This is a genomic window from Neisseria sp. HMSC064E01 (assembly GCF_001808875.1).
GTDB lineage: Bacteria > Pseudomonadota > Gammaproteobacteria > Burkholderiales > Neisseriaceae > Neisseria > Neisseria sicca_A.
Genome location: NZ_KV794876.1, coordinates 1 through 13035 on the forward strand (window position 1 = coordinate 1; position 13035 = coordinate 13035).

Here is a 13035-nt window from a genome sequence, read left to right on the forward strand (position 1 = left end):
ACAAAGCGGTAAACGGTTTCATCCTTGGATACGGACAGCTTCTCGCACGAAGTCACGATGCCCTGCCATTGCTTCGCCGGTGGGTCGTCTGAAGCAGACCCGAATGCACTGACCACTTCCGACAGTAAACCTTCCTGCGGACGGATTTCAAACGCTGCGCGCTGGTTGAGATAGGAAGACAGCGGCAGGGAGGAATCGGTGGAGGTGGCGGTAATTTCGACGCGGTAGGCGGTGTTGGCGGCTTCGGAGGCGGTGAAAGAACGAACGGAGAGGGAGGGGGAGAAACGGGCGAAGGTGAGGTGGTAGGATTGGCGGGCAGTCATGACGTTGAATTTAAAGATGACAATGAGGTTCGTATGGTAACTTGAACGTCATCAACGGTAAAGCAAATGGGATAAATGGAAGAAAAAATTATACAAATGGTATTCAATAGGCACTTTATTCAATTTAAGCAAATCTACCACATATAGTCTTTACAGCTTAAAAAAGTCGTCTGAAAACATATTTTCAGACGACCTTCTAATCTTTAACCTTTTCCAAACTAATCAGCTTTCCCTGTGTCTTCACGCTTGCGCTTCTGTTCTCTCGCCCAGTCAACCATATCTTTGGGGTAATAAGGGGATTTACGCAATTCGGTATCGTCCAAATCATCAAGATAAACAATGGCGGCGACTTCAAAAGCCCAGTAGCCGCAATAACCGTTCTGCTCGGGGTCAAGATGGGTCTGGTATTCAAGGTCGCTCATGCCGACCATTTCGCGATACCAGTCTTTGAGGTAGGCACTGAGAGATTCCAGTTGTTTTTCTTTAGTTTCACCGCGTATGGCATCCGAAATCAAAATAGCATGATCACCCATTTGGACATAACCCGTATCGGGACGGTCTTTGAAGCGGTAGTAGAAGAAATCCTCAATGGTTGTATCAGGCTCAAGCCCATCTTCTGCATTGGCAAGGATGACTTCGAGCAGGCGCGGAAGCAGGTCTTCGCGTTGGAGGAGGTAGCAGACGGAAATCAGACCGAGAACCTTCATGTAGTTGTCGGAATCATCCCACACAAACGGACCGGAGTCATAACCATGCTCGGCTAATTCTTTTTTATGCTCTTTCCAAAACTGTGTTGATGTTTCCAAAATATGAATAATATCATCCAGAATAGATGGTAGATTTGAAATAGGTTCACCTGCAGTGTAAATGGCTTTGAGGTAGCGCCATAATGTAGAACTGACTAAAGAATAACTACCTTTTAATCCTAAATCACTAGAATTAAAATTATCTGTTAGAATTTTAATTGTTTCTGGAATTTTTTCCAAAATAGTATTCCATCTTTCCTCCGTCAAAAAATGCTGCCTACGCTTTTCATTAAAACAAACTTGCTCGGTTTCGTTCATGTTTACTCCCGTAAAATTTAGCTTGGTCGGCACTCTCTTAATTCTGCTGCTCAGTTTCAGACGACCTTCTAATCTTCAAACTCTTCCAAACTAATCAGCTTTCCCTTTATCTTCACGCTTGCGCTTCTGCTCCCTTGCCCAGTCAACCATATCTTTGGGGTAATAAGGGGATTTGCGCAATTCGGTATCGTCCAAGTCGTCAAGATAAACGATGGCGGCGGCTTCGAACGCCCAGTAGCCGCAATAACCGTTCTGCTCAGGATCGAGGTGGGATTGGTATTCAAGGTCGCTCATGCCGACCATTTTACGATACCAGTCTTTGAGGTAGGCATTGAGTTCTTCCAATTGTTCTTCTTTGGTTTCGCCGCGCATAGCTTCACCGAATAAAATGGCGTGTTTGCCCATTTGAACATAATTCGGATCGGGACGATTTTTAAAATGGTAGTCCAAAAAGTCTTCGATAGTGGAGTCAGGTTCTAAATCATCTTCTGCATTGGCAAGGATGACGTCGAGCAGGCGCGGAAGCAAGTCTTCACGTTGCAGGAGGTAGCAAAGCGCGATAAGGTGCAGCGTTTTAAGGTAATGCTCAACATCACACCACGGCATCGGGCTGGCGTAGTAGCCAATATCGTTTAATTCCGGTTTGTTTTGCTGCCAGAATTTAGTTATCTCTTCCTCTGAAGCTAAAAATTTTTCTAGAATAGGAATTAAATCCTCTATCGGGTTACCTGCGGTATATATGATTTTCAAATAATCCCAGTAGGTTTCTGCTTGTTGTCTAGATAAAAATCGTAATGCTAAATCATCTGAGAGTTTCCATTTATTATATTCAGGAATAGCTTCCAGAAAATAATTATTAAATTTATTAAATCTTTCCTCACTCAAAAAATGCTGCCTGCGCTTTTCATCAAAACAAACTTGTTCGGTTTCGTTCATGTTTTACCCCTATAAAATCTGGCTCGGTTGGTGCAATTCTTTGAATCTTTGTATTGAGACGAATTTAATCCCTCAAACAATAGCAGTTTGAAATCTGAATCCAACGCCCTATTTCAATTCACAGAAAGGTCGTCTGAAACCTAATTTGGTTTTTCAGACGACCTTTCCGTATCAAGCTTAATAGACAATCTCTCACTTCATCACGGCTCCGCCATTTCCAACGCCTGTTTGATGTCCACAGCAACGACGCGCGAGACGCCTTTTTCCTGCATGGTTACGCCGACGAGCTGTTCCGCCATTTCCATGGTCAGGCGGTTGTGGGAGATGTAGAGGAACTGGGTTTGCGCCGACATTTCTTTGACCAGATTGCAGAAACGCGAGGTGTTGGCATCGTCCAGCGGGGCGTCGACTTCGTCCAGAAGGCAGAAGGGGGCGGGGTTGAGGCTGAACAGGGCGAACACGAGGCTCATGGCGGTGAGGGCTTTTTCGCCGCCGGAGAGAAGGTGGATGGTGCTGTTTTTCTTGCCGGGCGGGCGCGCCATGATGGACACGCCGGCGGTCAGGAGGTCGTCGCCTATCATTTTGAGGGTGGCTTCGCCGCCGCCGAACAGAGTTGGGAAGAAGGTTTGGACTTTGCCGTTGACGGCGTCGAAGGTTTCTTTGAAACGCTCTTTGGTTTTGTCGTCGATTTGGGCGATGGCTTCTTCCAAAAGGGAGATGGCGGCCTGCACATCTTCGCTCTGGCTGCGGTAGTAGCCGTCGCGTTCGCGCGCTTCTTCGAGTTCTTGCAGGGCGGCGAGGTTGACGGCGCCGAGGGCTTCGATTTGCTGGGTGAGGCTGCCGATGCTGCTGTTCAATACTTTCGGCGATTCTTTCGCCAACGCTTCGAGCGCGTCCAAATCGGCGGCGCGTTCGGTCAGGTTTTGATGGTAGCGTTTGGCGTTGATCAGGGCTTCCTGCTGCTGCAACAGGGCGGTTTGGGTGGCGGCCTGAAGCTGCGGCAGCTTGGTTTGCAGGGTTTGTACGCGGGCGTATTGCTCCCTGCCCTGTTCCTGAATCTGCGCAAGTTTTTCCTGCACGGCGATGTATTCCTCGTCCAGCGTGTGTACGGCTTCGGTCAGCTCGTCGAGCTTGATGTGCTGCTCGTCGTTTTGGAACTCGGTTTCATAGGCAAGGGCAAGCTCTTGCTGGCGTTCCTGCCAGTCCAGGGTTTGCTGTTCGAGCCGTGCGATTTGCTGCTGGTAGTTTTGTTTTTGCTGGTTGAGTTTGTGGACGGCGACTTCCGCCAACCCGTATTGGCGGTTGGCTTCCAACAGGGCAAGCTGCGCCTGTTTCAGACGGCCTTGCTGCTCTTGGCGGCTGTGCGCGGTGGTTTGCTGTTGGTGTTCGAGTTCGGCGGCGGCTTCCTGCAAAGTAGCGATGTCGTCTGAAAGCCCATCGGACGTGTGTTGCAACGCGGTCTGTTCTTCCGCCAACTGCGCCAGTTCGCGCTCGATGTGTTCGCGGCGGATTTGCCCTTGGTTGGTGCGTGCCAAGAGTTCGGCGGCACGTTGCTGCGCTTGGCTGTATTGGCGCGTGTGCTGCTGTTGCTGCTGCATCAGGTTTTTGTGTTGCACTTCGGACGAGCGCACGGCGGCCTCCGCCTGTTTGAACGCAGCTTCGGCGGCGGAGAGTTCGGGGGCGAGGTTTTCCAGTTCGGACGCGATGCCGTCGAGGCGCGCTTTTTGGGCAATCAGGCTTTCCTGCGCGGGTTTGGCATAGAGCAGGACGCTGACTTTGTCGACCTGATGGCCTTCGAACGTAAGCCAGATTTGGTGTGCGCCCAAATCGCTTTGATGCGCGAGGGCGTAGCTCAAATCGGGCGCGCACAATACGCCGTCGAGCCAGTGGTGCAATGCCGTCTGAAACGGCGGCTGCGCTTGGATTTGATTCAGCAATGCCTGTACGGGCAGGGATTTTTTGATGCCGCCGGAGAGGTCGTCTGAAAGCCATGCCGCCTGTCCCTGCGGCAAAGGTGCGGGCGGCACGAAGCCGTGCGGCACGGCGCGGGCATGCAGGCGTTCGGCAAGGATGACGGACAGGGCGTGCTGCCACTCGGCGGGCGCGGTGATGTGTTGCCACAGTTGCGGCGCGGCGGCGTGGTCGGTTGCCTGCCAGAAGTCGGCGGCTTCCTGCTGTTGCGACAGGATTTGCGATAACGCCTGCTGCTGCGCCTGCAAGGTGATGTGTCGCTGCTTCAGGCTTTGGAAGCGGTCTGAGGCCGTCTGAAACGCCTCGCGGGCGGCGTGTAAGGCTTCTTCGGCGGCAATGATTTGTTCTTCGTAATGCTCTTGCTGGCTTTGCAACAAGGCGGCGGCTTCCTGCGCGGCGGCGGTTTCAGCTTCATCGGGCAGGTTCAGGGCTTGGTTTTCCTGTTTCAGACGACCTTTGCGCTCTTCGTGCTTGGTAACGGTTTGTTCGGCATGGGCAAGCTGCTGCTGCTTCAACGCCAGTTCGCGGCGGATGCGGTTTGCCTCGTCCTGCTGGGTTTGGAAGGCGGCGTTGAGCGTGGCTTGGACTTCTTCCAATTCGGGCAGACGCTCTTCGTGTTCGGCAACCTGCATCGCCCACTCTGCCAATTCGGTTTGCTTTTCTTCGGCCTGCAACTCATTTTCTTCAAGCTGCACGCGAATTTGCTGCTGCTCCTGATGGATGCGCTGCATCTGCGCCTGTGCCGCCTGCTTGTCGCGTTCGATGCGTTGGTGCAGGTTTTGCTGATGGCGGATTTGTTCTTCCAAACGGGCAATCTGCTCGCGCAACACGCCGCGTTTGTTGCTCAGTTCGTGTACCGCCTGTTGCTGCGACTGTTCGGCGGTCTGCAAGGCGTGTACTTCGTCGTTTAACGCCTGAACCTGCGCGGCGGTTTCATCCTGCTGCGCCTGCAAAGACTGATGCTGCGCGGTCGCCTTATCGGCGGCGGCAAGCGATTGCTGCCATTGGGCGTAATCGAGCAAATCCTGTTGCTGGTTCAACTGCGCGGTCAGGGATTTGTAGCGTTCGGCGGTTTCCGCCTGTTTTTCCAGTTTCTCCACCTGACGCGCCAATTCGTTCTGCAAATCGCCCAAACGCTGCAAATGCTCGCGCGTGTCTTTCAGACGACCTTCCGTCTCCTTGCGGCGTTCCTTATATTTGGACACGCCCGCCGCCTCCTCGATATAAGCGCGCAACTCCTCCGGCCGCGCTTCGATGATGCGCGAAATCATCCCCTGCTCAATGACGGCATAACCGCGCGCGCCCACGCCCGTACCCAGAAACAAATCGGTAATGTCGCGGCGGCGTACGGTCTGATTGTTGATGAAATAAGTCGATTCGCCCTGACGCGTCAGCTGCCGCTTGATGCTCACCTCGGCATACTGCCCCCACGCCCCCTGCAAACTGTGGTCGCTGTTGTCAAACACCAGCTCCACCGAAGCCCTCGGCGCAGGACGGCGCGTCGCCGCACCGTTAAAAATCACGTCCTGCATACTCTCGCCGCGAAGCTGCTTCGCCGAAGCCTCGCCCAACACCCAGCGCACCGCGTCAATCACATTCGACTTGCCGCAGCCGTTCGGCCCGATAACCGCAACAAGCTGCCCTGGAACATGAATCGTGGTCGGGTCGGTAAAAGATTTGAAGCCGGAGAGTTTGATGTGGGTCAGGCGCATGGGATAAGGACGGGGAGAAAAAATAAAGTGGGATTTTATACTAGTCTTCCCGCGAAAAACCAAATTCTTGAAAACAAATCCGACAGCCTGCCGTTCACGCCTGAAAATCAGGTTCGACGGGCAGTACACAAACTGAAAATAAGCAGTTTGCAGCGACCTGATTCTTCAAATGCGTCAGCAGGCAAACCGATAATTCAATGCCCCGATCGAAACAGGCATATAATATGCACCTTATCAAAAACAGATTAGAAGGAACCAACGATGGATGGACAAATGGCGCTTTTTTGTTATGAGGAACTGCCGGTTTGGCAGGCAGACGGGATTCCCGACGCGCTGCGGGCGGGTCATGCGTTTGACGAAGGGAAATGGGCTTGCCTGAACGTGTTGCAAGGTCGTCTGAAATTAACGGAAGCTGATAATGCTTCTGTCGAGCTGACTGCCGAAGACGGCGATCACATGATCGCGCCGCAGCAACAGTTTACGGTCGAGCCTTTGACGGACGACACGGAAATCAAACTCTCGCTTTATTGCGCAGCAAAAGATTATTTCAATAAGAAATACGGCATGAGCGCGACCCATTCGGCGGTAGTGGCGGCTGAAAATATCGTTCCTGCGGGCAAGGCTTTGGATATGGGCTGCGGTCAGGGGCGTAATGCGCTGTTTTTAGGTTTGAAAGGATTTGATGTAACCGCCGTGGACAACAATCCGCAGGCGGTACAAAACGTCAACGAGTTGGCGCGCATCGAGGGCTTGGACGTGCGGGCGGTGGAATATGATTTGAATGCCGCCAACCTTCAAGATCATTTCGACTATATCGTGGCGACCGTTGTGTTTATGTTCCTGTATCCGCGCTTTGTGCCGCAAGTGATTGCCGATATGCAGGCGCACACCAACCCGGGCGGCTACAACCTGATCGTTTCGGCGATGGACACCGAAGACTTCCCCTGCCCTATGCCTTTTCCGTTTAAATTTAAAGAAGGCGAGTTGCGCGAATACTACCGCGGCTGGGAGATTGTCGAATACAAGGAGGAACTCGGCGCCATGCACGCGAAAGATGCGGCGGGCAATCCGATACAGTTTAAGTTTGTTACCATGTTGGCGAAAAAGCCTGAGGCATAAACGAACGGGGTCGTCTGAAAGGTTTTCAGACGACCTTTTGGTATCCGCTTTCTTATAGAGTCTCCAATATTGCCCACCAGTCATCCGAGTTACACTTCAAAAGCTGAATCGTGTTGACTGCGGGCAACTGACACCCAACGCACCATCACTAACAGCCCAAAAACAAAAAGGTCGTCTGAAACCGAAAATTGGGTTTCAGACGACCTTTTTATGATCAAACAATCAGTTGCTCAACACGTCCACGCCTTTGGGCGGGGTGAACTTGAATGCGCCGCGCGAAAGGTTGGGCTTGGTGTTCAAACCGCCGAAGCTGATGGAGGTTTGGTTGCCGAAACTGTCTTTCAGCTGCATGGCGGCGAGGTTGTCGCCTTTGAAGCCGATACGGATGTATTGGTAGCCGGCGTTGTTTTTCTTAGGTGTTGCCAAGACGTAGTCGATGCCGTTGGACGAGCCGTCTTCTTTGAGGGAGTAGCTGCTGTCAAGGGCGTTTTTGTTGGAAAGGATGGCGGCGGGGCTGTCGCCGATGGTTTGGTCTTGGGCGGACTTGGTCACTTGTGCCAAATCAACGTCGTAGAGCCAAATGGTTTGACCATCGCCTACGATGGTTTGTTTGTAGGGTTTGGTGTATTCCCATTTGAAGAGGCCCGGACGCAGGATTTTGAACGTGCCGTGTGCGGTTTGGGTTTTCTTTTTGCCTTGGACGGTTTGGGTGAAGCTGCCGCTGATACCGTCGGCGTCGTTGTTGAATTTCTTGAGTGCATCCACTGCGCCTGCCTGTGCGAAACCGATGGTCGCGGTCAAGGCGGAAGCGGCGAGGAATTTGAACAGGTTGTGTTGTTTCATCATTATTTTTCCTTGTTGGAAGGGGTGTGGCGCCCAGTATCGATGTTACAAAATAACAATGCAAGCCGCTTATGGGCGGTTTACATTTTGCAAACAGTGTTTTCCGAAAGCTAATTTTTTGAAGCTGCGGGATTTTTTCCTGCGGAAAAGACAATCGGGTTTCACAATTCTTTAATGTATGCCGACTGCGCAAACTGTGGTATTTAATGGTTTTTGACGCACAACGCCAAATTGTAAAGATTATATTCCTTATATTGTTTTTTTTAAACGCTATAATATTTGTTTTCCGAAAAACGGCAGACTTGGAATGAAACCTGATATCTATGCCTTGCTGGAACTTGCCCTGCTTTCAGACGACCCCGATGAAAAAGGACGGCTAACGGACGAGGCGTTTGCCGCCGTTCAGAACATGGACGGGGCTGAGACAAACGCGCCGCCGCTGGACTTCCGCCACGCAGGACGGCCGCTGAAGCCTGTTTTGGTCGCGCCGTCGCAACTGACGCCGCGCAAGATGAACACGGCCGAAGGCTATGCGGCGATGCTGCACGCGATTGCGCATATCGAGTTCAACGCCATCAATCTGGCTTTGGACGCGGCATACCGTTTCCGCACGCTGCCGTTTCAGTTTGTGCGCGACTGGGTGCGGGTGGCGAAAGAAGAGGTGTACCACTTCCGCCTGATGCGCGAACGGCTACGCGCTTTCGGCTTCGATTACGGCGATTTCGAGGCGCACAACCATTTGTGGGACATGGCGTATAAAACCGCCTACGACCCGCTGTTGCGCATGGCGTTGGTGCCGCGCGTATTGGAAGCGCGCGGGCTGGACGTTACGCCGGGGATACGCGCGAAGGTGGAGCAGCGCGGCGATTCGGAAACCTGCGGCGTGTTGGACATCATTTACCGCGACGAAGTGGGCCATGTCGCCATCGGCAACCATTGGTATCAACACCTCTGCCGCGAACGCGGTTTGGAACCTGTCGCCCTGTTCCGCAGTCTGATTGCCCGTTACGATATGTTTATCTTCCGCGGCTATGTGAACATCGAAGCGCGCGAAAAAGCAGGCTTCAGCCGCTTCGAGCTGGATATGTTGGAAGATTTCGAGCAGGGTTTGAAACAAGGCAAAAAGGTCGTCTGAAAACCCTGAATCCGGATTTTCAGACGACCTCTGTTGAGGAACGTTATGTCTCACCATCACGAACACCATCATCACGCACACGCCCACACGCATACCGCCAACAAAAAAGTATTGCGCGTATCGTTCATCATCATCGGCGCCTTTATGCTGCTGGAGGCGTTCGGCGGCTGGCTGACCCACTCGCTCGCGCTGCTTTCCGACGCAGGGCATATGTTCAGCGACGCATTTTCCTTGGGCGTGGCGTTGTGGGCGTTCAAGCTCGGCGAAAAAGAAACCACGCTGCAAAAGACCTTCGGCTACAAACGTTTTGAAATCCTCACCGCCATGTTCAACGGCTTGTCGCTGGTGGTTATCGCCGTGCTGATTTTCTACGAAGCCGTCAAACGCCTGCTTTATCCGCCCGAAATCGCCACGCTGGGGATGCTCGTCATCAGCATCATCGGACTGCTGGTCAACATCGGCGTGGCAGTTTATATGCTGAAAAACAGCGACACCGAAGCCAACGTCAACATGCGCGGCGCGTATCTGCACGTTTTAAGCGACCTTCTCGGCTCGGTCGGCGCGATTGCCGCCGCCGTACTCATGATGGCGTTCGGCTGGAAATGGGCGGATCCGCTCGCCAGCGTGTTCGTTGCCGCGCTGGTCGGACGCAGCGGCTGGAGCCTGCTCAAACAAACGCTGCACATCCTGATGGAAGGCGCACCTGAAAACATCCACACTGACGACCTGCTCGCCGTCATCCGCAATACCGACGGCGTCAAATCCGTCCACGACTTACACGTCTGGACGATTACCAGCAATATCAACGTTTTATCCTGCCACATCGTCGTGGACGGCAGCATGACCGTTGCCGAATCCGAACAAATCGCCTACCGCATCGAACACGAGTTGTCCCACAAAAACATCGGACACTGCACCATCCAAATCGAAAGCGAACACCACCCGCATCCCGACAGCGTCTTGTGTGCCAACGAAACCGAAGGCGCACACCATCACCACTAAACCCAAAGGTCGTCTGAAAGCCTTTTCAGACGACCCCACCAAAAAACCAAAGGAAAACACATGATACAAGCCGTATTGTTCGACCTCGACGGCACACTCGCCGACACCGCCCTAGACCTCGGCGGCGCACTCAACACCCTGCTCGCCCGCCACAACCTGCCCGCCAAAAGCATGGACGAAATCCGCACCCAAGCCAGCCACGGCGCAGCAGGTCTGCTCAAACTCGGCGCAGGTATCACCCCCGACCATCCCGACTACGCCCAATGGCGCACCGAATACCTCGACGAATACGACAGCCGCTACGCCCAAGACACCGCCCTTTTCGACGGCGTCAACGAACTCATCGCCGAACTCGACCAACGCGGTATCAAATGGGGCATCATCACCAACAAACCCATGCGCTTCACCGACAAACTCGTCCCCAAACTCGGCTTCGCCATCCCGCCCGCTGTCGTCGTCAGCGGCGACACCTGCGGCGAATCCAAGCCCAGCGTCAAGCCCATGTTCCACGCCTGCAAACAAATCCAAACCGAGCCGCAACACACACTTTACGTCGGCGACGCCGAACGCGACATTCAAGCAGGCCGCAACGCGGGCATGAAAACCGTTCTCGCCGAATGGGGCTACATCGCCCCCGAAGACCAAACCGAAACTTGGCAACCCGACTACCGCATCGCATCACCTTTGGATTTGCTCAAGATTCTGTAAAACGAATGAAGGTCGTCTGAAAATTTTCAGACGACCTTTTTCAAATCCGCTTCTTTATTTTTTCTTCAAATAAACACCGCTTTCGATATGGTGCGTAAACGGGAACTGGTCAAACAAGGCGGCGTGTTCGACAGTATGGGTTTGGCAAAGTGTATCAAGGTTCGCGCGCAAGGTTTCGGGATTGCAGGAAATATAGATAATGTTGTCGAATTGCGAAACCAGCTTCAACGTTTCATCATCAACGCCGGAGCGGGGCGGATCGACAAAAATAGTGGAAAAATCATACTCTTTCAGCGACACGCCCTGTTCTTGCAGGCGGCGGAATTCACGGCTTTGCGTATAGGCTTCGGTAAATTCTTCCGCAGAGAGGCGGGCGATTTTGATGTTGTCCCTTTGGTTCGCTTCGATGTTCCATTGCGCAGCGTAAACGGAAGTTTTGGACACTTCAGTCGCTAACACCTGACTGAAATGCTGCGAAAGCGGCAGGGTGAAATTGCCGTTGCCGCAATAAAGTTCAAGCAAATCGCCGCTAAGATTTTGCGCAACATCACACGCCCAGCCGAGCATTTTTTCGCACACGCGGGCGTTAGGCTGGGTAAAGCTGCCTTCGACTTGGCGGTAGCGGAAGGCTTTGCCGTTTACATTCAGCTCTTCCGTTATATAGTCTTGAGTCAAAACAACTTTCTGCCCTCTACTCCGACCGATGATATGAATGCCCAATTCACGCGCCAAGGTTTCAGCCGCACGCTGCCACGCTTCGCCCAGTTTTTTGTGGTAAATCATGGTAACGAGCATCTCGCCACTCAACGCAGACAAAAATTCAACGGCGTACCAGCGATTTTTGAGTTCGGGATTTTGTGCAGCAGCTTCGATGAGCTTGGGCATCAAAGCATTGATAGACTCCGAAGCAGCAGGAAATTGGTCACAACGTATCAGAGTTGCGCCGCTCGCCTTCTGCCCGCGCTCGAACATGGCGTAAAACATTTCGCCGCCTTCGTGCCAAATGCGGAATTCGGCGCGCATACGGTAATGCTGTTCGGGAGATTCGAAAACTTGAATTTCAGGAAAATCCAAACCTTGGAAAAGCTGTTGCAAGTATTGGATTTTTTGGTCGAGCTGTTGCGTATAAGCGGTCATGTCAAATTAATCTAATAAAAACAATTGCCCATTATAATATAGTTCAGAGAGCAGATTACGGCACTCCGACAAAAACAATGGATTTCCAAAAACAGAAAGCCGCCCAAGCTAAATAAACTGCTTAACCAAAGAAGCATCACGCACCATTTACACCTCTGAAACGTCTTTAAACTTACAGGATATTGTTTACGCACTATACAGATTTTACCATTACAAGAAAGTGCGTAACCCCTTCACTATTGACACAAAAGGTCGTCTGAAAAGAGGTTTGAACTTTTCAGACGACCTTACTTTTTGATAAACCTAATAACAAAACGCTATTCAGGCGAATAAACAACCATTACGCCATTCGGAAACTCCCCTTTCCAACCACAAGGAAAGCCACCATTCTTATAAACTTCAATTTGCTTCTCTAAGAACATTTTCTCATTTTTATCTATTTCTTTATCCTCTATTTCTCCATCATCTATTTTAACTAGTTCGACAAAAGATTTATAAGCAATGATACTTAGAAAATCGTTGTATATGAAATCAGCTATATCTTTTAGTTCTTTTAACTGTAAATTTCGATTGCTCACTTCACTTCTTACATAATTCCATATATCGTCATCTAATTCCGTCCACAACGAACGAATTTTATCCCTAATATCTTGAAGCTCATAGAAAGGAATGAAATTACTGGGTACAACGTTCCCGATTAAATCAGGATAACTAAAATAAGGTGCAGGTGGTTCTTCGTCGGTATATAAATCATAGGCTTCTTTTTGGCTATGCGTAATTTCATAACCCTCTAACGAAAACGAACCACTTAAAAATCGTTTAGACATAATTAATTCTTTATAACGCGTCAGCTCCTGCTCTACTAAAAATTGGTATTTCTCAGAATTATTATTTTTCATTGTATTACCTTTAATTAACAACATGATTTTAATTCACTATCCAATGAAGATTCTGTTGTTCCTGACCTGAGCATCAAGGGCATACGTTGCTTTGGTCTTGGCAGAGGAGGCGGTAGATAGTGCTGTGATGGAGTGTGATTTGGTGGTGTTTACGCAGGTAGGCGCATACTTGTTCGGGACTGAGTT

11 protein-coding genes are annotated in these 13035 nt (G+C 51.3%); 4 read left to right on the forward strand and 7 right to left on the reverse strand.

The annotated features are described in order from the left end of the window. The 4 genes from HMPREF2572_RS00865 to smc form a co-directional block, all read right to left on the reverse strand. On the reverse strand, positions 1–323 hold a 323-nt coding region (locus HMPREF2572_RS00865; protein WP_210385276.1), incomplete at its 3' end, for a hypothetical protein. Positions 324–541: 218 nt separating this feature from the next. Beyond that, positions 542–1387, reverse strand: a complete 846-nt coding sequence (locus HMPREF2572_RS00870) for a PoNe immunity protein domain-containing protein (RefSeq protein WP_070495513.1) — start codon at positions 1385–1387, stop codon at positions 542–544. 90 nt (positions 1388–1477) lie between these two features. Further along, positions 1478–2323, reverse strand: a complete 846-nt coding sequence (locus HMPREF2572_RS00875; RefSeq protein ID WP_070495516.1) for a PoNe immunity protein domain-containing protein — start codon at positions 2321–2323, stop codon at positions 1478–1480. Positions 2324–2523: 200 nt separating this feature from the next. Beyond that, the gene (smc, locus tag HMPREF2572_RS00880; protein WP_070495519.1) at positions 2524–6006 is read right to left on the reverse strand and encodes a chromosome segregation protein SMC; all 3483 of its coding nucleotides are present in this window, start codon (positions 6004–6006) and stop codon (positions 2524–2526) included. Between the two features lie 261 nt (positions 6007–6267). On the opposite strand from smc, the gene tehB reads away from it, so the two are divergent. Then, positions 6268–7125, forward strand: a complete 858-nt coding sequence (gene tehB / locus HMPREF2572_RS00885; protein WP_070495522.1) for an SAM-dependent methyltransferase TehB — start codon at positions 6268–6270, stop codon at positions 7123–7125. Positions 7126–7347: 222 nt separating this feature from the next. Here tehB and lolA read toward each other — a convergent pair whose 3' ends face one another. After that, positions 7348–7971: an outer membrane lipoprotein periplasmic chaperone LolA gene (lolA, locus tag HMPREF2572_RS00890; RefSeq protein ID WP_003768722.1), complete on the reverse strand. Its 624-nt coding sequence runs from the start codon at positions 7969–7971 to the stop codon at positions 7348–7350. A 304-nt stretch (positions 7972–8275) separates the two neighbouring features. Here lolA and HMPREF2572_RS00895 point away from each other — a divergent pair, with 304 nt between their 5' ends. Genes HMPREF2572_RS00895 through HMPREF2572_RS00905 form a run of 3 tightly spaced genes read left to right on the forward strand, consistent with a single transcriptional unit; the run spans position 8276 to position 10813 of the window. After that, the gene (locus HMPREF2572_RS00895) at positions 8276–9103 is read left to right on the forward strand and encodes a ferritin-like domain-containing protein (protein ID WP_070495525.1); all 828 of its coding nucleotides are present in this window, start codon (positions 8276–8278) and stop codon (positions 9101–9103) included. Between the two features lie 45 nt (positions 9104–9148). Then, on the forward strand, positions 9149–10105 hold the full coding sequence (locus tag HMPREF2572_RS00900; RefSeq protein ID WP_070495528.1) for a cation diffusion facilitator family transporter: 957 nt from the start codon (positions 9149–9151) through the stop codon (positions 10103–10105). Between the two features lie 60 nt (positions 10106–10165). Beyond that, positions 10166–10813 (forward strand): HAD family hydrolase, encoded by a 648-nt coding sequence (locus HMPREF2572_RS00905; protein WP_070495531.1) that lies wholly within the window; start codon positions 10166–10168, stop codon positions 10811–10813. A 54-nt stretch (positions 10814–10867) separates the two neighbouring features. Here the strand turns inward: HMPREF2572_RS00905 and trmA are convergent, their stop codons facing one another. Both trmA and HMPREF2572_RS00915 read right to left on the reverse strand, forming a co-directional pair. Beyond that, a complete protein-coding gene (gene trmA / locus HMPREF2572_RS00910; RefSeq protein ID WP_070495534.1) occupies positions 10868–11950 on the reverse strand; it encodes a tRNA (uridine(54)-C5)-methyltransferase TrmA in 1083 nt (360 codons plus the stop codon). A gap of 317 nt (positions 11951–12267) precedes the next feature. Continuing rightward, on the reverse strand, positions 12268–12849 hold the full coding sequence (locus HMPREF2572_RS00915; RefSeq protein ID WP_070495537.1) for a hypothetical protein: 582 nt from the start codon (positions 12847–12849) through the stop codon (positions 12268–12270). Positions 12850–13035: the final 186 nt, after the last annotated feature.